The sequence below is a fragment of the Emticicia sp. genome, from assembly GCF_049241225.1.
Classification (GTDB): domain Bacteria; phylum Bacteroidota; class Bacteroidia; order Cytophagales; family Spirosomataceae; genus Emticicia.
The window spans coordinates 17,371-37,795 of record NZ_JBMLRC010000239.1; the positions used below are offsets into that span (position 1 = coordinate 17,371).

General features: G+C 37.1%; 14 protein-coding genes and 1 pseudogene. 9 read left to right on the forward strand and 6 right to left on the reverse strand.

Annotated elements, in window-relative coordinates; all coding sequences use genetic code 11:
• Position 1: 1 nt before the first annotated feature.
• Positions 2 to 3,166, reverse strand: coding sequence for a SusC/RagA family TonB-linked outer membrane protein (locus ACOVO2_RS12995; RefSeq protein WP_421770393.1), 3,165 nt, complete (start codon positions 3,164 to 3,166; stop codon positions 2 to 4).
• A gap of 341 nt (positions 3,167 to 3,507) precedes the next feature.
• On the opposite strand from ACOVO2_RS12995, the gene ACOVO2_RS13000 reads away from it, so the two are divergent.
• Both ACOVO2_RS13000 and ACOVO2_RS13005 read left to right on the forward strand, forming a co-directional pair.
• A complete protein-coding gene (locus ACOVO2_RS13000; RefSeq protein WP_421770394.1) occupies positions 3,508 to 5,031 on the forward strand; it encodes an McrB family protein in 1,524 nt (507 codons plus the stop codon).
• A gap of 92 nt (positions 5,032 to 5,123) precedes the next feature.
• Positions 5,124 to 5,675, forward strand: coding sequence for an RNA methyltransferase (locus ACOVO2_RS13005; RefSeq protein ID WP_421770395.1), 552 nt, complete (start codon positions 5,124 to 5,126; stop codon positions 5,673 to 5,675).
• A gap of 93 nt (positions 5,676 to 5,768) precedes the next feature.
• On the opposite strand, the gene pheS is transcribed toward ACOVO2_RS13005, so the two are convergent.
• The gene (gene pheS / locus ACOVO2_RS13010) at positions 5,769 to 6,803 is read right to left on the reverse strand and encodes a phenylalanine--tRNA ligase subunit alpha (protein ID WP_421770396.1); all 1,035 of its coding nucleotides are present in this window, start codon (positions 6,801 to 6,803) and stop codon (positions 5,769 to 5,771) included.
• Between the two features lie 250 nt (positions 6,804 to 7,053).
• Here pheS and ACOVO2_RS13015 point away from each other — a divergent pair, with 250 nt between their 5' ends.
• The gene (locus ACOVO2_RS13015; RefSeq protein WP_421770397.1) at positions 7,054 to 7,446 is read left to right on the forward strand and encodes a LytR/AlgR family response regulator transcription factor; all 393 of its coding nucleotides are present in this window, start codon (positions 7,054 to 7,056) and stop codon (positions 7,444 to 7,446) included.
• A gap of 118 nt (positions 7,447 to 7,564) precedes the next feature.
• Here the strand turns inward: ACOVO2_RS13015 and ACOVO2_RS13020 are convergent, their stop codons facing one another.
• Positions 7,565 to 8,335 carry a M15 family metallopeptidase gene (locus tag ACOVO2_RS13020; protein WP_421770398.1) on the reverse strand — a complete coding sequence of 257 codons (771 nt, stop codon included), beginning with the start codon at positions 8,333 to 8,335 and terminating at the stop codon, positions 7,565 to 7,567.
• A gap of 107 nt (positions 8,336 to 8,442) precedes the next feature.
• Here ACOVO2_RS13020 and ACOVO2_RS13025 point away from each other — a divergent pair, with 107 nt between their 5' ends.
• From ACOVO2_RS13025 to ACOVO2_RS13035, 3 genes are all read left to right on the forward strand, one after another.
• A complete protein-coding gene (locus ACOVO2_RS13025) occupies positions 8,443 to 9,678 on the forward strand; it encodes a nucleoside recognition domain-containing protein (RefSeq protein WP_421770399.1) in 1,236 nt (411 codons plus the stop codon).
• A gap of 88 nt (positions 9,679 to 9,766) precedes the next feature.
• On the forward strand, positions 9,767 to 11,680 hold the full coding sequence (locus ACOVO2_RS13030) for a sensor histidine kinase (RefSeq protein ID WP_421770400.1): 1,914 nt from the start codon (positions 9,767 to 9,769) through the stop codon (positions 11,678 to 11,680).
• Complete coding sequence (locus tag ACOVO2_RS13035) at positions 11,680 to 12,318, forward strand: response regulator (RefSeq protein ID WP_421770401.1); 639 nt, start codon at positions 11,680 to 11,682, stop codon at positions 12,316 to 12,318. Before ACOVO2_RS13030 ends, ACOVO2_RS13035 begins: the two co-directional genes overlap by 1 nt.
• Positions 12,319 to 13,368: 1,050 nt before the next feature.
• Here the strand turns inward: ACOVO2_RS13035 and ACOVO2_RS13040 are convergent.
• On the reverse strand, positions 13,369 to 14,919 hold the full coding sequence (locus ACOVO2_RS13040; protein ID WP_421770406.1) for an FMN-binding glutamate synthase family protein: 1,551 nt from the start codon (positions 14,917 to 14,919) through the stop codon (positions 13,369 to 13,371).
• 1,067 nt (positions 14,920 to 15,986) lie between these two features.
• On the opposite strand from ACOVO2_RS13040, the gene ACOVO2_RS13045 reads away from it, so the two are divergent.
• Positions 15,987 to 16,208: a hypothetical protein gene (locus ACOVO2_RS13045; protein WP_421770402.1), complete on the forward strand. Its 222-nt coding sequence runs from the start codon at positions 15,987 to 15,989 to the stop codon at positions 16,206 to 16,208.
• Here the strand turns inward: ACOVO2_RS13045 and ACOVO2_RS13050 are convergent.
• The gene (locus ACOVO2_RS13050) at positions 16,205 to 16,675 is read right to left on the reverse strand and encodes a GNAT family N-acetyltransferase (protein ID WP_421770403.1); all 471 of its coding nucleotides are present in this window, start codon (positions 16,673 to 16,675) and stop codon (positions 16,205 to 16,207) included. The two genes, ACOVO2_RS13045 and ACOVO2_RS13050, sit on opposite strands and share 4 nt — an antisense overlap.
• A gap of 99 nt (positions 16,676 to 16,774) precedes the next feature.
• A complete protein-coding gene (locus tag ACOVO2_RS13055) occupies positions 16,775 to 17,656 on the reverse strand; it encodes a nucleotidyltransferase family protein (RefSeq protein WP_421770404.1) in 882 nt (293 codons plus the stop codon).
• Positions 17,657 to 17,879: 223 nt separating this feature from the next.
• Here ACOVO2_RS13055 and ACOVO2_RS13060 point away from each other — a divergent pair, with 223 nt between their 5' ends.
• Positions 17,880 to 19,562 carry a hypothetical protein gene (locus tag ACOVO2_RS13060; RefSeq protein ID WP_421770405.1) on the forward strand — a complete coding sequence of 561 codons (1,683 nt, stop codon included), beginning with the start codon at positions 17,880 to 17,882 and terminating at the stop codon, positions 19,560 to 19,562.
• A gap of 36 nt (positions 19,563 to 19,598) precedes the next feature.
• A pseudogene (locus tag ACOVO2_RS13065) lies at positions 19,599 to 20,425 on the forward strand (auracyanin family protein); the annotation flags it as partial.

Here is a 20,425-nt window from a genome sequence, read left to right on the forward strand (position 1 = left end):
ATTAGAATGTAAGACTTAAACCAGCAGAAAATGTTCTGGCTTGTGGTACTGAGTTACGGTCGATACCAGGTGCTAAGTTTGAGTTACCATTTGTTGATACCTCAGGGTCAGTACCTGAATAGTTTGTAATCATAAAGGCATTCGTTACTTGAGCAAACACACGTGCATTAGTCATTTTAATTTTATTGATTAGGCTCGCTGGAATGTTGTAGCCCAAAGCAATGTTACGGCATTTGATGAAATCTCCTTTCTCAACATTGTTTGAAATTGGGAATGAAGAACCATTCGAGATATTATCGCCATAAACAACTCTTGGCCACGAACCACCTGTATTTGATTCAGTCCAACGGTCTAAGATATCAGATGCATTATTCCAGAAACGTTGGTCGTGCAAACCTGCTTTTGTACCATTATAAACGTAGAAACCAGCAGCATAAATCAAACTAATCGATAAATCGAATTTTTTGTAGCTTAAATTATTATCCCAACCACCATATACTTTCGGAATTGTGTTACCCATGATTTTCGAATCAGAAGCAGCTGTGATTGCCGGTGCTGTTGTTCCATCAAGGAATGTCCAACGGCTTCTGCCCGTAGGAACTGCATGAGAATACTGAACTTCTTGTCCTTTTCCGTTTACGAAGATACGTTGACCCGTCGCAGGATTCACGCCTCTTGTTTCTACTACATACAAGCTACCTAAAGAATTACCAACTCTTGTGATATTGGCCGTTTCTAATGAAGTTACCCCAAAAATATCAGAGTTTCCTTCTGCCAAAGCTGTAACTTCATTTTTCTGGCTTGCTATGTTAAACGCTGTATTCCATTTAAACGATTTGTTGTTGATAATTGTAGCATTTATAGCAAATTCAAGTCCTTGGTTATACATCGAACCTACGTTTTTAGCAACTGAGTTTCCTGGTACGCCCATTGATGGAGCTAAAGGAGAATTAAGTATCAAACCATCAATATTGTTTTTGTAGTAAGTCAATTCTCCAGTGATTTTATCATTCAAGAAACCGAAGTTCAAACCGATATCCAATTTTGTACTTGTTTCCCATTTCAAATCAGGATTACCCGCTTGCGAGAAAAATAAAGCCGGAGCCGAACCACCATAATTACCAAAATCATACAAACTCAAAGAAGCAAAATCGCTGATACCAGCATTACCTACTTTTCCATAACTTGTTCTGAATTTCAAAGTAGAAACCTTATCGCCGAGAGCATCTTTGAAGAATGTTTCTTCAGAAAGATTCCAACCAGCTGATAGACCATAGAAATTACCGAATTTCTTGCCTGCAGCCAAAGCCGACAGACCATCACGACGTAAACTTGCTGTAAAATAATAACGCTTCGCAAAGTCATACGTCAAACGACCAAAGTATGATTGGAAACCATTTTCGGTCAAGAAATTAAATGGAGGGTTGTTATTTACAGTATAATTTCCTTCAAATGTATTAAAGAATGGGTCAGCTACTGTTTGGCGAGACGCACTCCACATATTGCGTTTTGTGTATTGTTGCTCAGTACCAATCGTTGCTCCCACAGTGTGTTTTTCGGCAAACTTTTGGTTATAGTTTAAATAGTTTTGCCATGTCCAACGTGTACTTTTGTAAAGATAATTTGCTGCAATACCTTTGGCTGCAAAACCATCACCGTGAATTGGGTTATTGAAAGTACGAGAATCAACAGTTTGATTGTCAATACCATAATCAGTACGGAAAGATAAGTTTTTAGTAATACTATAGGTTGCATAAATATTAGACAAGAAACGGTCACTTTGTGCTGTTGCTTTATCTAAATCTAATAAAACAGCGGCATTATAAAAACCACTACGGTCTCTATTTAATAAGTTACCTGGGCTGTTTGCCAAGCCACCTGTAGTATTAATATTATACGAACCATCTGGTAAAAATGCAGGAATGTTTGGAGCAGTTACCAATGGTAAACGACCTAAACCTCCTGTATTAAATGAAGTACCAGCCAACGAGCCACTGTTTGGAGAGAAAGCATCCGATGAACTGTAAGTTACGTTTGCACCGAAGATTAATTTCTCAGTTACGTTATGACTAATATTCAAACGAGCATTTTTTCTTTCAAAGGTATTTCTCTGCAAGAAACCTTCTTGATTAGTGTATCCACCCGAAAAATAGTACGATGATTTTGGTGTAGCTCCCGAAATATTGATATTATGGCTTTGTTGGAAACCAGTTTGGAAAGCATAGTCATACCAGTTTGTATCATAAGGCTTGCCATTCGGATCTAAGTTTTCAAAATACAACGGGCTGTATGCTTGTCCGGCCAAAGTAGCTCGGTTGCGTTCTGCTTCATTTTTCATCATGATATACTCCGAAGCATTCAATAAATCGAATGTTCTAAAAGGTGTAGTCCAACCAACATTTGTATCATACGTGATTGTAGATTTACCCGCCTTACCTTTTTTAGTAGTAATAACCAATACACCATTAGCCGCACGTGAACCATAGATAGCAGTCGCAGCCGCATCTTTCAAGATGTCGATAGTTTCGATGTCGTTTGGATTGATGTCTGAAAGTGGATTTGATGCAATTCCTCCTGGCCCAGTAGCACCTGCATCTTGAGAGAAAACAATAACTCCGTCAACTACAATTAACGGATAAGAACTCGAAGTAATTGAGTTGAAACCACGTACACGAATAACTGGTGGGTTATTTAATACCCCGTTTGGAATACTAATGTTTACACCAGCTGCTTTACCCGAAAGTAATTGATCGAATGATTGAGCTGGGATCGACTTAATGGCATCACCTTTGATAGTTGAAACCGCCGAAGTAACATCTTTACGGTTTTGCGTACCATAACCAACAACTACCAATTGCTCCAATTGAACACCATCATTGGCAAGTGTTACGTTAATTACTGATTTACCACCAACAGCAACCTCTGAAGACTGCATACCAATAAAACTAAAAATCAAAGTTTCGTTGGAACTGGCATCAATGGCGAAATTACCATCATTGTTTGTTTGTGTACCTCTTGTTGTACCTTTCACTTGCACAGATACACCTGGTAATGCTGACCCATCATCTGACGATGTTACTTTGCCTGTAACCCTCTTACTTTGTGCCAATATGGCAAAAGAAAGGAGTAACCCGAGCATACTAAGAAGTAGTTTTTTCTTCTTCATTTAGTTTGTTGTTTTGATTAATAAAAAAAATACTGACGTAAAAATAGGCACTATTTTAAATAATTATAATAATTAAAGAATTTTTCTAATGAAAATCTAATATTAACCGCAGATATTAATACAAAAAATTATGTAATATAGGGGGATATATTAAAACAAACAGAATAATAATGGGTGATTTGATAAAAATACAGAATATTTGAAAAGCATTTACAGAATATACAAAAGCTATGCTCTGAGGTAGGAGATTAAAAGCACTAATCAGAATATCGTTGCTTAGAAAAAAAATGTTGCAATAAATTAAATACTTTTGCAAAATATACATCCTCTCAGAAAACAACATGAGTCTCCTTGCCGAACAAAAAGAACTGCTTTTAAGAAAAATTCAAGAAATCAATGACCGTGAAACTTGCCTAAGATTTTTTAGCCTGTTACAAGAGCTCATCGAAATCATTAATGTTGATATCGATGACCCACGAATTGCTTTCTCGGTCAGAAAAGACAAAGCTCTGACGGCAAATATCAACTTCTATGCAGCTCTAAAGCTTTATCGTCAAAGCGGAGTTTGGCTCGAACTAATGTTTTTTAAACGCGACATTTCCCTTTTTAATAAATATAAAGAAGTCAAAATCTTATCACTCTCTGATAATTCGGATTTTATTTCCATAAAAATTCCTTCGGAAAATAAACGTGTACTCAACGATACCAAAATCATGAGTGTATGGCAGCATTGCATCGAAGAACTCAAAGCTACTGCAGCCTCAAGCAAAAAAAAAGAATCTCATAATCATTTTATGTATCAGATTGCCGAAAACGAAAGCCTTAGAAATGAATTTTTCTGGGAAATCGGCAACCCTGATAACGAAAAGTTTCATACCCAAAGTTTGAATAGACTTCAAGAAGATGAACCAGCCTACATGGCGAAACTCAATATTCCGCTCAATCTTATTTATGTTGGCCCACCAGGAACTGGCAAAACTTTTGAAACGCAGCAACTTGCTCAACAAACTGATTTTCAGTTTATTACTTTTCATCAATCGTACAGTTATGAAGAATTCATGGAAGGAATAAGGCCTGTAAACCAAAACGGACAATTATGCTATGAAGTTTCAAAAGGAGTTTTTTACCACTCTTGCCTAATGGCCTTGCAAAAAGCTGGTTATCAATCTTTTATTGAGTGTAAAACAGATTCGAAAGAGAATAGAGAAGCAAATTTTAAAAGGGCTGGAAGTCAGCTTTTAATTATTGATGAGATAAATCGAGCAAACATTTCAAAAGTTTTTGGCGAACTAATTACTCTTATCGAAGATAATAAACGGATCGGTGCAAAAGACGAACTATGGCTTACACTCCCTTACTCGAAAGAAATATTTGGGGTACCAGCCAATCTTCACCTTGTAGGCACGATGAATACCACTGACCGCTCGATTGCCTTGCTCGATTTGGCACTTCGTCGTCGTTTCGAGTTCATGCACATGAGTCCACAGCTTCACCTTTTGCCCAACATCGAAGAAATAAGCACCGAGAAACTCATCAATAAAATCAATCAACGAATCGAATTTTTGATTGATAAAGAGCACTGTATCGGACACGCATATTTTATTCATTGCGAGTCTGTCAAAGATTTATCGCAAGTTTTTTCGAGAAAAATTATTCCATTATTACAAGAATACTTCAATAATGATTGGGAAAAAATCAGGCTAGTGCTTGGCAATGAAATCATTCTTCGAGAATCACTAAAAACGAAGAATATTTTTGGACAAATTTTAGACGAATTCGAAGACGAAATGCCTAAATATTCGGTTAATCCAGATTTACACACAGGAGAAATCAGTAAAGAAATTTTTATTCAAATCTACCTATAATATTCAGCTGTAAATCAATATTTCAATATCACTCCGTGTATGATTTTCACACTGCATCTTTATTTTTGGTAAATTGCACAAAATTTTAAAAGATGAGAAAACTCCAAATGGACGAACTCAATCGCTTGTCGATTGAAGACTTTAAAGAAACCAACAAAAATAATTTCTGTATCATTCTGGATGATATTAGAAGTATGAATAACGTAGGCTCGGCCTTCCGCACGGCTGATGCCTTTTTGGTGGAAAAGATTTTTTTATGCGGCATCACGGCTACTCCTCCGCACCGAGAAATTGAAAAAACTGCCCTCGGTTCTACTGATTCGGTAGCTTGGGAATACCGAGAAAATGTAATTGAACTCGTGAAAGAATTGCAGGCCAATGGCTACATGGTTTTAGCAGTTGAACAAGTAGAAAACAGCCTAAAACTGAATAATTTCGAGCCAGAAAAAGGCCAAAAATATGCTTTTGTATTTGGAAATGAAGTTTTTGGCGTAAATCAAGAAGTTGTAGAAACTGCCAATAATTGCTTAGAAATCCCTCAATTTGGCACAAAACATTCATTGAATATTTCTGTGACGGTTGGAATTATTTGTTGGGATTTTGTGAGTAAAATGTACACCCACTCGACGCCCCCCCGCCCCTAAAGGAGGCTAAAACAAAAACGGTTAGTTTTCATTGATGAAAACTAACCGTTTTTGTTTCGTGCGAAAAAAGCTCCCCTTTAGGGGTTGGGGGTTTTACGCTCCCTCAAACTGTCTTAAAAATCTTACATCATTTTCAAAGAATAGGCGTAAATCCTTCACTCCGTAGCGAAGCATCGTAATACGCTCAATTCCCATTCCAAAAGCAAAACCTGTATATTCTTCCGAATCAATACCACTATTTTCTAGCACATTGGGGTCAACCATACCAGAACCAGCAATTTCTACCCAACCCGAATGTTTGCAAATATTACAACCTGATCCTTTACAGATGAAACAAGAAATATCAATTTCGGCACTCGGCTCAGTGAAAGGGAAGTAACTCGGACGTAGACGAATCTTAGTGTCTTTATCGAACATCTCTTTCGCAAAATGATAAAGTGTATCTTTCAGATCTTTAAAACTCACTTTTTTATCTACATAAAGCCCTTCAATCTGATGAAACTGGCAATGAGCTCGGGCCGAAATAGCCTCATTTCGATACACACGACCAATCATCAACGAGCGAATCGGTGGCTTTTTGTGTTCCATCAATCGTACTTGCACATTTGATGTATGCGTACGAAGCAAAACGTCATCTTTCTGGATGTCTTTCTTTTCCACAAAAAACGTATCTTGCATTTCACGGGCTGGGTGGTCTTCTGGAAAATTCAAAGCCGTAAAATTATACCAATCGGTTTCGACTTCAGGGCCATCTTCATGATTAAAGCCCATTCGGGCAAAAATCTCAAGTACTCGTTGTCGAGTGAGTGTCAGCGGATGGATCGAACCTGCAAAATTTGGTGCAACCGGCAACGTCAAATCGATGTTATTCGATTGCGAGTCGCCCGCATTTTGTTCAAGAGCTTCTGTAAAATCTCTAAGTTTTTGTTCGGCAAGATTTTTCAGTTTATTGAGTTCTTGTCCGACCGCACGCTTCTGATCATTAGCTACAGTCTTAAACTCATCAAAGAGATCATTGAGCATCCCTTTTCGGCTAATATATTTAATCCGAAACTTTTCTAAATCGTCTTTGCTGCTAACCACCACAGCATCAACTTCTCCTATTAATTCTTGAATCTTATCTAACACCCGAGTACCGTTTAATAAATTTATGTGCAAAGATACAAATAATGTCAGATTCTCCCATATTTTTACGTTGTAAATACAAAAAAGTGTCTACGTAAAAACACCTATTTCACTAAGGGTTTTTACGTATTTTTACTTGACAAATAGGTGTAACTATTTGATAAACAAGCAATTATTGTTTTGTGGTTTTCCGGCAAGTACTTGATTTTTGTCGATTAGGGGTTATGTTTGTTGAAACAAAACTCTGAAAACCATGAAAAACTTAGACCATACATCGAACTGCATTGTTGATAAAAACAAAGAACGAAAAAGGAAACAGATAAAGTTACATTACTCCAATAAGTTTGTAAGTGTACCTGTAGAAAAAATTGTAAGACTCGAAGGTGACTGCAATTATACGGTAGTATATACACAAACAAAGAGGTATATCTCAGCCAGAACACTGAAGCATTATGAAGAAATATTAGATAACTCGATATTCATAAGAGTTCATAAATCTCATCTAATAAATATTCGATATGCCAAAAGCATAAATGTAGAACCAAACAATAATGCTATCGCATTTGATGGAGGAAGTAACATAGAAATTTCTCGTAGAAAAGTTAAAACTGTGATTGAGAAATTTGCTTTTTATAAAAATTCGTAGTTAACTGCATTTATTGCATAATAATAAAAATTACCGGTATTATATATTTTTCATAATACTTTTTAGTGGTTAGGTGATTAATAAAGCAACTATCTTATAGAAAGTTGCTTTTTCTTTTTTATTCAATAATCTTATACAAACTTTTTGCTTTTGCACGAGAAATTGCGTTAAAATGCCACCATTCGCTCTCGATTCTCATATAACCTGCAGCAATCATGGCTTCTCGCAATACTTTTCTATTGGCAATTTGTTGTTCGGTAAGTTTTCCCTCTTTTAGCATTTTTGTTTCTAATCGTGGGTATGCCAAATAGCCAAAGAAATCATATTTAGTGCCCATATCGAGCGGTTGTTTAGACTCCAAATCGTACACAGTTAGATCTACTGCCGATCCATAATTATGAATCGATGCAATTGCTGGATTAGCAACAAAATCTTCTCGCTTTTTGGGCGGAATTGTATCTAGTAAATTCCAAAGTGTGTGCTGAACCGCGAGCGGGCGTGCAGCATCATACACCAAAAGCCTATAATTTGGATATTTTTGTTGGAGAATCTTATTAGCTTCAACAAGCATTTCAGCAGGCTTTTGTTGTAGATAAGCATGAGTCAGATCGCCATAAACATCGGCTTTTACAAAATTATCAGTTGTAGAATATTTTAGTTCGACCATTATTGTCGAATCAAGGGTTTGAATATCGACCAAACCTTGCTCAATCATTCGTAGCTCTACTTCAGTAATTTTTGGCTGTTTGCTGACTGTAATGGTATCTTTTTTTATAACTACCGAATCTTTTTTCGATTTTTCGACAGTTTTCTTTGTCTGACAACTCCAAAATCCTACAAACCCCAATAACAATAAATATGATAATACAACTCTATTTAAAAGCATCATTCTTGGTATCTTTTTGCCTCGGCTCAATCAAAATTTTAGGTAAAAAATCAAAAAACCGTGGTTTATCATTAAATTAGCCACAAATCTAAACTTAAACCGTCAAATTTATGGCATTAAACTATATTTGGGTAGCATTTTTTCTTATTGCATTTGTGGTTGCATTATTCAAACTCATATTTATGGGTGATACTGAGATTTTTAAAATAATTATTGAGGGAATGTTCGATTCCTCAAAAGTTGCTGTCATGGACATTGCCCTGCCTTTGGCTGGTGTTATGACTTTTTTCTTAGGAATTCTAAAAATAGGAGAAGAAGCAGGTGTGATTCGTAGAATGGCAAGAATCATCGCTCCGTTTTTTAGCAAACTTTTTCCTGAAGTTCCCAAAGATCACCCAGCCAACGGACAAATGATCATGAATTTTTCGGCCAATATGCTTGGCCTTGATAATGCCGCTACTCCGTTTGGCTTGAGTGCAATGCAAAGCCTACAAGAGCTCAACCCAAGTAAAGACACCGCATCTAATGCCCAAATTATGTTTATGGTGCTGCACAGTGCAGGGCCCGTACTTATTCCGCTCAGTATTATGGCCCAACGAGCCATTTATAATGCAGCTGATCCAGCCGATATCTTTATTCCTGCTCTGATTTCGGTTTATGTGGCAACATTGACAGGAATGCTCTTTGTGGGTATCAAACAACGCATCAATTTTTTTGATAAAACTCTGCTCTCTTGGCTTTTGGGGCTTACTGGCTTCATTGGATTTGTACTTTGGTATTTTTCTCGTTTACCGAAGGAAGAAATTGAGGTTACATCGAAGGTTGTGAGTAACATGATTTTGTTTGTGTTTATAGTGGGTTTTATTGGTGGAGCTATTTATAAAAAAGTTAATATTTTCCCTGCTTTTATTGAAGGTGCCAAGCTTGGCTTTGAAACATCGGTGAAAGTGATTCCTTACTTAGTAGGTTTGCTGGTAGCAATTGGAGCATTCCGCAATTCAGGGGCATTGACCTATATTGTTGATGCCTTAAAATGGTTTTTTAGCCTAACTGGTATGAATACAGATTTTACGGATGCACTTCCTACGGCTCTTATGCACCCGCTTAGTGGCAGTGGCTCACGAGCCATGATGATTGACTCAATGAAAACATTCGGGGCTGATTCATTCGTCGGGCGTTTGTCGTGTGTATTTCAAGCTTGCTCAGATACTATTTTATATGTTTTAGCACTTTACTTCGGATCAGTAAATATTAAAAATACGCGTTATACACTCGTAGCTGGACTATTGGCCGATTTAGCTGGGGTTATTACGGCCATCATTGTTTCGTATATTTTCTTTTATTGATTCTTTTTTTATCAGAGGTAAACTTTCGGAAATTTTACCTCTGAAATTCCAATATCAGCCATAAGACTGTGTAACACCTTCTCTGATCATGAATCTAAAACTTCTCTCTTCACTACTTATGCTAATGAGTTTACCTCTATTAGCACAGGATGATAATCCGAGAGAAGTGATCAACTATGATGGAACGTGGCGAAGCCTTGACATGCCAAGCGGGATATATTATTTACCCGAACTAACAGAAGCAATTCCGATCGAAAAACTCGCGGCTTTTCCACAAGTATATAAATTTCAAAAAGCAAAGGGAAGTGTTCCTACTTACTGGGCAGGAGGGAAACCATATTGGTTTAGAATCGAATTAAAAAACTCGACCAATATGATTCAAGATTTGCTTATACATTTGCATGCATCACTCTATGATGAGGTTGAGTTTTATGTTGTAGAAAACAAGCAAGTAATTGATCATCAATCGCTTAACTGGAAAACCCCTCAACAAAATCGTCGAATAAAACACCGAGACTTTATATTTCAGACTACACTACAGCCCCGACAAACAGTATTTTACTACCTGAAAATTCGTAAAAACTTTGGTTCTATATCTTTTCCGCTTTCTATCTGGGAAAAAAATAATTTCGACTATTACTATCCTACCAACGACCACTTCAGTTGGGGTTTTATTTCGGGTATTTTTTTATTTGTTTTTATTATTTCAGGGCTTCTATCATTGGTTTTCAACGAAAAACTATATTTATATTATGGTATATATGTACTTGCTGCACTAGGCTTCATTTATACGATGCAGGGGTATTTTATACGAGTTTATGGCGATGGGGGCTTCGGAGTTGAAGGGGATAAAGTACGCCACATTGCCACAATGGTTATGCTGATAACAAACATTGTTTTTATCAGAAGTTATCTGAGATGGGACTTGCTCCGCAACCAGTTATTTTATTGGTATAGCAGTTTTTTTATTATTTCGTTTTGTGTTCTGATTGTAGCAAGTTTGATAGATAACTTAGTTTTTGATAATTATTTATTCATTACTTTCACTACTCCTATTACTTTTTTGGTTAGTCTGGGTTTTTCTATACCTCCTTTTTTCGTTTTTTGTACTACACTCTATTGTATTTTTATCGATCATTTCAAAAAAGACGCCACCTATTATTTATTGGCCAATTTACCTGTATTCTTTGTAGCTTTCTATTCAGGATTAAGCACCTACGAATTTGTCCCAGGAAGTTATTTAGCAGGAATCGACTCTTTTGTAATTGCATTTTTCATCGAAATCATTGCCCTAAGTGGCCTTTTGGCCTATCGAGTAAAACTCATGCAAAACATGAGTGAAAAATTATTAATTGAAAAAAACCTCATTCAACAACAACGCACACAGGCGGTTCTGGAAGCCGAAGAACGTGAACGTATACGCATCGCCCGCGACCTGCACGATGGTGTTGGGCAAACCCTCGCAGCAGCTCGAATGACTCTCGGAAATTACGTTTCACAACGAAAAATTGAATCAACTGAAATGCAAAACTCGCTTGATTTGCTCGAAGATAGTATTAAAGAAATCCGAGAAATATCGCATAATATGATGCCAAGCTCGCTTACAAAATTCGGGTTAACTTCGGCCCTCAAACAGTTTACAAACAAGATAAATGCCCTCGGGAAGCTCGATATTCAACTACAAATTGTTGGTTTTAAAGAACGCTCGAACGAAAAAATTGAGTTAATGCTTTATAGAATCATTCAAGAAATTATCAGTAATATAATCAGACACGCCGAAGCTAAAAGAGTAAGTATCGAACTTGTTAGGCATGATAACGAGCTAATTCTTATCATTGAAGATGACGGACGAGGATTTGATACCACTAACAAAGAAAATCATGGCATAGGTCTAAAAAACATCGCTACTCGTGTCGAATATCTAAATGGAAATGTTAATTTTGATTCTTCAATTGGAAAAGGCACGAGTGTAGTGATTGAAATTCCATTGGATTTAAACTAATGTCAGGCAATAAGCTACAAATTTTAATAGTCGACGATCATCAAATATTGCTGGATGGCATAGAAGCTATGTTGCAAGGTGTTGGCGATTTTGAAGTAATTGGCAAGTGCTCCGACGGAAATACCGCCCTAAATTTTCTGAATAATAACCCGGTTGATATCCTACTTACTGATCTTTACATGCCCAAAATGACAGGCATGGAGCTTACGCAAAAAGTAAAAAAACGATTTCCAAACGTTAAAGTGCTTGCTCTTTCGGTTTCCTATGATGTCTCAATTGTTCATGATTTAATTGATGCGGGTATTTCGGGTTTCATAATAAAAACTATTGGTCGCGAAGAGCTTATCGAAGCGATTAAGACAATCTCTCAAGGCAATATTTATTTCAGTAGAGAAGTATCAAACGAAATTCTGCGAAGCTTATCGAACCGAAGCGAAGAAGAGGTGTATCATCTTACTGAGCGAGAAATTGAAATAGTGAAGCTCATTGCTCAGGAATTATCTAATGCCGAAATTGCCAACAAACTTTGTATCTCAGAACGAACTGTCGAAACTCATCGAAAAAATATCTACCGAAAAACCAACACAAAGACCATCGTTGGTCTGATAAAATATGCTGTTGAGCACAAATTAATCTAATTAATTCTTCATAACACACAAATATCCGTACTAGTACGGATAAGATTTCTGAAAAAATACCAAAATCGAGGTATTGTACAAGTGCAGCTGTCTTACGAAATTTGTATCACAATAATCGGAGAGATTATAGCCATGTAAACAAAAGCATTTATAAATTCACGTATAAAAGGCAACTAAAGCCATTTTGATAAGAGTTTGTGTTGTGTATTTCTAAAAAAATCTTTGTGCTTTTCAACCTTTCTATGATAATTTGAATCATTGTTATAAAAAGCCTAAAGACCATGAAAAAAATTTTTTACGAATATCTTGATGAACTCATCTTTGTATCAATCTTTGTTGTGATAGTAGCTATCAATGCGTGTAAGGCATAACATTAAAACCACCATTTTTTTCCATTTGATTAAATGGTGGTTTTAATAATCAACAGCAGTTTGACGAGAGTAAAAGCAAGAGCCACTTGATTCTTGCTTTTCTATTTTTTTCTTGAAATACCACAAAACCGATAATGTATATTCCTAATAATCAAACTCTTATTTGGGTAATTTTGCTGTTTTATACAGTATAATCAATAATTACCTTTTTGCTGTTTTAAGTATATCCCAAAAAACATAATGTTTTCAACAGTGCTTTGTACAAAAAGAGGCTGTCTTAAAAGTAAAATCAACTAAATAATATTCAGCAAATCACCGAGCGTCGGTCGCCTCATCCCAACCGCATCGGCGGTCCGACCTTCTCCTCACAGGAGAAGGGCTAAAAGTCTCCCTCTCCTGCGAGGAGAGGGAGATTGAGAGGGTGAGGCGGCCGACGCTCGGTCAAATGCTATCCAAATATTCTTTTGTGAAAAAAACTTTTGAGACAGCCTCTTTTATTTAATTAATAAGAAACATTTTTTGTAAGTCCTTATACTGTTTGATAATCATCTTCAGGACCGTTTGCAAAAAGTAAATAATCGAAAGCAATCAATATTAATATTTTAGATAAACTACTTATAATTAGTACCTTATATAACTACAAACTGCTTAACTGAGACTTGACACTTATTATATAGTGTTATCTTCCTCCTAAATACGGGCTTTCGAGCAGCTTCTTGAAGCCTTCAAATTTAACAGGCGTTTTTTGATATTGATAGGTTGTCCGCAACGACTGTGTACGGTTATTATCGCCCATTGCCACATCTACATCATCCATCATAAATTGACTTGGATGCTCATAGCCGCAGGCATGACAGATTTCTAAAATTTCTTTGGTCAGAGTTTTCACATAATTATAGAAACGCTCGCTTTTTAAAGTAGGGTCAATGCCTGATTGCAGCCATTTATTTTGTGTAGCCACACCACTCGGACAACGATTGGTATGGCAGATCTGTGCCTGAATACAACCAATCGATATCATTGGTTCACGTGCTACATTTATCACATCAGCCCCCATTGCAAATGCCATCACGGCAGTATCTGGTAAACCGAGTTTACCCGACCCAATAAACGTAATTTTATCAGTTAGTTCTCGTTTTTGGAAAATTCTGTACACTGATGAAAAAGCATAAACAAATGGTAGCGAAACGTGGTCGGCAAAACTCGGAGGAGCAGCACCGGTACCACCTTCACCGCCATCGATTGTAATAAAATCAGGTCCTTTACTCGTTTTTTTCATCAGATCTGCCAACTCTTCCCACATTTCAAGTTTTCCTACTGCCGATTTTATTCCTACTGGTAATCCTGTGGCTTTGGCCATCAACTCAATAAAATCAACCATTTCTTTAATATTAGAAAACGCACTGTGATAAGCAGGTGATATGACATCTTTACCCAATGGCACATGCCGAATTTCAGCCAATTCTTTGGTCAGCTTTGATGCTGGCAATACCCCACCCTTACCTGGTTTTGCTCCTTGCGAAAGTTTGAGCTCTATCATTTTAATGCAAGGATTATCCTGACAAAGTTTCACTAATTTTTCTAACACAAAGTTTCCATTATCATCTCTGATTCCGAAATAGGCCGTACCAATATTTAGCACCACATCTGCCCCATTTTTATGATATGGCGAAAGCCCACCTTCACCCGTATTATGATAGCACCCAAATTTGGCTGCTCCTTTATTCATAGAGTCGACAGCAGTGGCAGAAAGCGACCCATAACTCATGCCCGAAATATTGACAACCGATTTAGGTAAATAAGGCTGCTTTCGCCCATGAAAATCTCCGATTACTTTCGCCGACGGACAAATGTATGGGTTTGTACGATTAGGATGGTCACTGGGCAATTTAAAGGGTAATAAAGTAGGCTTAATAAAATTATAACCCGCACTGTGCATATCTTGGTCAGTACCAAAACCTTGAAAATTATTCTCCTTTTTAGAAGAAGCATAGATCCACGATCGCTGACGACGATTGAAAGGCAGTTCCTCGCGATTATTTGCTACGATATACTGTCGTAGTTCGGGTCCTACACTTTCAATAAAATATCTGAGGTGCCCAACAATAGGAAAATTATGGCGAATAGTATGTTTTTTTTGCAGAACATCTCTTACAAAAATTATCACAAAAAAAATAAGAATATAAGCCCACCAAGCTATACTACTAAAAAACTGTACGATGGATTCCATGCGAAGAATATGAGTAAAATATTGATGTGGCAAGATACAAGGATATTTCAATTCACGCAAAAGGTTTGAATCTCACTCCTAAATTTTAATCGAAATCTAACATTTTTTCAAAAAAAACATAAATATTATCAGACGGACACATACTTTCATAAAGACCAAATACATAGGTAGTTATAAAAACCCAAATAGATTGAAATTTGAATAAAATAACAAAAAAACGATTTCATTGGAAAACTTACAGGTGACGCATTGCCGTATATACAGTCGGAATTACAAAAGCATAAAAAGAAAAATGGGACTGAAATCAACCCCATTTTTACTAACAATTGCTATTGAGTGAATATTTTTATCTTAGAATAATTGATATCGAAAATATGAATTTAAGTGAGACATCAGCGTTATTAAACAAAGTTTCAAGGCATACTTTTTCCTTTGAGATACTCCTTTTGATATAACACTTGTTGAAAACATTCAAATCACTAATAAATTGTACTTTCCTCATAAAAGCTATTGAACAGAAATAAAATCATGAAGAGAATTTGCTCAATCAAATTGGAAGTTATTTCGCTCAATAGATTCGACAAAAGTGTACTGTAACCCAAAAAATCACTTCCAACACCCCCCACAAACGAGTATTTGTACTTAGTTATTAGGAAAGCATGAATTCTCACTAATGGAGGGGTTGGAGTGACCATTACGATGTCCCAAACTTATTAAAGAAATAATCGTACCAATTCTTATGAAGAGCTTTATAAAGGAGAGTATCTACCTGCATATTAAGCATTTGAGGTAAATTTATCTAATAAAATCATTTAGTTTTTGATGTAAAAAAATACCATTAGATAAGAAATTCGATATTTGTAACCTTTTAATAAGTTTTTCCAAGAAATTTAAATTTTAAACTAAAATATCTCTTTAAAACTCTGTAATTTTATAACATAAATATAATAAATTATTCAGCGGTAGCAAAAGAACTAACCTTCAAACAGTGGCACAGATTTTGATAAGGCTGACCGATTTATGAGTGAAATAAAACTAGACAATTCTAATAAAAGAAAACAAGAAAAATGAAATCTGCTGCGAAAACAACCTTAAATTCGATGGATGAAGTATTGCACGAAATCAATACTTTGGTTGATCAACAAGAAAAAGAAGATTATGCCAAGATTTTTATGGTGAAAAGTAATTTGAATCTTACCTACCAATCGAATTATTATTTGGAGATTATGGAGATAACCACAACACTTCAGCACCAAACAAATACCTGGAGTGCCGATGTTACTTTCTAAGGCAATCGGAGTTCCATCTCATCGCCCGTCAGGCGAAACCCAAATTTTTCATAGACAGGTCGGCCGTCGTCCGAAGCATGTAGCGAAATCCTCTTATAACCACGATTAATAGCTTCTTGCAGAATATAATTAAAGACTGTCTTCCCCACACCCTTACCCCTCCATCGACGTATGGTATAAATATTAAGTATATAAGCAATTTTGCCATCTATTAGCGTAAATCCAGGAGTAATCTGGAAAAAACATAAGCCACTTGTAGCCACAATTTCAGCATCATAAATGGCTAGCCATGCTACAAATTCATCGGCTTGCATGGCTCTTAATAAATAATCACGCAAAGAGATGCTCAGTTGCTCTTCGCTGTATTGGTGAGTCTCCACGGGTTGAACTTCTCGTAAGAATTCGATACGGAGACGCACCAATTCATCAAGGTCATCAAGCGTTGCTTTTCGGTAAGAAACTTGCATATTTGAATGTATAATTGTTAATGGAGAATGGATAATTAAGAATTAGTTTTTTTGTCAGACTTATTCATTTTCAATTATCCATTTTCCATTATACATTGATCAATAAAGTCCTGATAATTTCTGTAAAGCTTCCATTACAGTTGGCTTGTCTTCTGGATAAGTTACACCAAACCACTCTGACTCATTTGAAAAAACTTTACATTTACCCAAACCATTCTGAATTAAATAAGTCATTACGGTCGGGATATAAAACTCGGCTTTTGGTGAGTCGATGTTTTTTACTGAATATTCCTTAAACATTTCGTTGATTACAGGGAATACATTTGGCATAAAACCCCAGAAATTCATCGAAACTGGCGTATTTTCTGGCAAAGTTGTCAATGTTTCGCCTTCTTCAAATACGATTGTGTTATCTGCTTGGCGGTAAATTTTCGTACGCTCAGTTACAACTTCCAAATACCCATTTTCATCCACTTCACAAACTCCTCTCGAAACCGAACCATTTTCTGATAATGTATTCTTGATTTGATAACCCACCATTGCGTGGCAAGTTTCGTCTGTATTATTTGTCAAGAAATCGGCCATGATTTTGAAACCTTCGTAACCATAAAAATCATCGGCATTGATAACCGCAAATGGCGTGCTGGTTTGTTCCCACGCACAAAGCACTGCGTGGCCAGTTCCCCACGGTTTGGTGCGTTCTACGGTTCCGAGTTCGGGGGCTACGTATTTTTGTACACCCTGAATCGCAAAATCGTAGTCTATTTTTCCAGCTAGTTTCGGCCCAAATATTTCTTCAAAATCTGCTCTTAGCTCTTCTCTGATAATAAAAACAATTTTCCCAAAACCTGCTTTGATGGCATCATGCAACGAATAATCAATGATTGTTTCGCCATTAGGCCCAAATTTATCTAATTGCTTGATACCGCCATAGCGGCTACCCATTCCGGCTGCTAAAATAAGGAGAGTTGGTTTTGACATGAATTTATCTAAATTTATTTGAAAGTTAGTTTTTAAAGTTTATTTAAAGTCTATAAAAAAGTATCAAATTTGTACTATTATTATAAGTTTTATAAAATTCGCTTTTACATTTCTCCACAAATTTACAAAACACTTTTCGGACTGTAAGTAAAACTTTAATTAATAATAATTGTTAAGTTGACACTTAAAGGATAATTTTGTTGAAAATCTAACAAATATGACTATGAAACTACGTTTTTTTGCTTGTTTATGGCTTTCAGTTGCTTCATTGCAAAGCTATGCACAAGGTTTTGCAATGAATAAGCTACCCATCGATAACTGGGAATTGGGGAATTGGAAGCAAGTAGAACAAGTGGACAATCCGTTCAAGAAAAAGGCGGGTATTACTGCTGGCAATAAACTTTTGTATGCCAATACCCCCGGAAAAATCACCTCAAAGCTCACCACCGCCGATGCTAAAATCAAATTTGACTTTATGCTTGGCCTCAACAGTGAAAGCATTTTCTATGTACAAGGCAAACACGGTATTTTATTGAGCAATACTCGCCCGAGTGGTGCAATTATTACTAAAGATGGGAGTTTGAAACTACCAGCCCAAAATGCGGGGCGTAGTACGGGACTTTGGCAAACGCTCGAATTGACGTTTTCGGAGGCTTCGTTTGGCAATGCGGTTGTTCTAGAAAAAGTAACACTCAACGATGTTGTGATTCATCAAGGATATGTATTGACTTCCGAAGGAAAAAACGAAGGTCCGATTGTGTTTGAAAACAAGACGGGCGTGATAGCTATTAGTAATGTAGAGTATTTGAAATATAACAAAGAAACTCCACTCAAATTAAGCAATCTAAACTACGAACTCTACGAAACATTTGATTGGGACAAACAGTTTGCCAAGAAAAAAGATACACCAAATGATAGTGGTAAAGCCACTGACCTAACCAAAGATTATGGCGTTGGATTCAATCGTTATTTGTTGGTTTTCAAGGGTGACCTTGATGTTGAGAAAGACGGAAATTATTCGCTAATAGCCGATTGTGCAGGAAAAGAAAGTGTAACGGTTGATGGCAAGGAGATACTACCAATGACCGATGAAAGCTATCGTAAGCCTCGCATTGCTTATCTGGATTTGAAAAAAGGCAAACACGCCATTGAAGTAAAATATATAAAGGTTTGGTGGAAAGCCGAACTCGGACTTTTTGCGGCTGGCCCAGAAATCAGACCTTATGCCTTACACGCCGAGACATCGCTTCCAACGCCACAAGCCGTTGGAGAGATTGATATTCAACCAAAAAACGATGTAGAAATGGTTCGTTCATTCGTAATGTTTAATGGAAAAAAACGAGTACATGCTATCTCGATTGGAACGCCACAAGGCCAACATTATTCGTATGATTTAGACCAAGCGGCATTACTTTATGCGTGGAAAGGCGAGTTTGCCGATGTAACCGAAATGTTCCATGAGCGTGGCGAGCCACAATTATTGGAAGCCAAAGGGGTTCGTACAAAGTTTTCGGGAAAACCATCCGTAGCAATTTTAAGCGATTTGAATGCCCCAATGCCCGACTCATTGGACGCCTACAAAGAGCTTATTTACAAAGGATATTCGTTAGATGCTTCTGGACTGCCTACTTATAAATTCCAGTTGAACGGAGCAAACATCACGCAAAAAATTAGCCCTGATGCCGATGGTATTGCCGTGAGTGTTTCGGCCAATGGTGGCTCGAATTTATATTACAAACTGGCCGAAGGAAAAGCAATTAGCTTGATTGAAAAAGGAAGATATTTAGTTGATAATCAATATGTTTTGGTTGACCCTAAAGCCAAGCCGATTATTCGTAGCTCAAAGTCAGGACAAGAAATGATTATGCCGCTCACAGGTACAATCAACTATTCGATTTCTTGGTAAAATATTATTTTTGAAAAATTGCAAAAGACATTAACAATGAAAAAAATATTAGTTTTATTGCTCATTTTGGGTAGTTTGGGGGCATTTGCACAAACTCGCCCTTTGGTAGAAGAAGATTTCTACCGCATCGTTACGTTGCCAATTCCCGAAGGCGTCCAACTCGAAGTTGGTGGATTAGCAGTAATGCCCGATGGCCGTTTAGGTGTTTCGACTCGTCGTGGTGATGTTTGGTTGGTTTCAAATCCGTACATGAAAAATGGCACAAAGCCTACCTACAAGCGTTTTGCATCGGGCTTGCACGAGCCATTGGGTTTGGGCTACATCAACGGTAACCTTTGGGCAACACAACGAGGCGAAGTAACTGTTTTGAAAGACACAAACGGCGATGAAATTGCCGATGAATACGAGGCCTTCCAGAAATTTCCGTTGAATGGCAACTACCACGAATATTCTTACGGACCAGTAGTTTTGCCCGATAACGACATGATTTATACCTTAAACTTAGGTTGGATTGGTCGTGGAGCAAGTTTGTCAAAATGGCGTGGTTGGATGTTGAAGATTTCGCCAGATGGTAAAATGACACCCTGGGCAACGGGTTTGCGTTCACCAGCTGGCTTTGGCGTATTGAAAAGTGGTGATATTTTCTACACCGAAAACCAAGGCGACTGGGTTGGTTCGGGACGCATGACTCACCTCGAAAAAGGAGATTTTGCAGGTAACCCGGAAGGTTTGAAATGGACATCAGAGCCAGAGTCACCATTGCGTACGAAACCTTCGGATATTCCAGATACGGGCGAGCCACTTTACGAAGTTGCCAAACGTGTACCGAGCATTAAAATTCCTGCGGTTTGGTTTCCGCATAC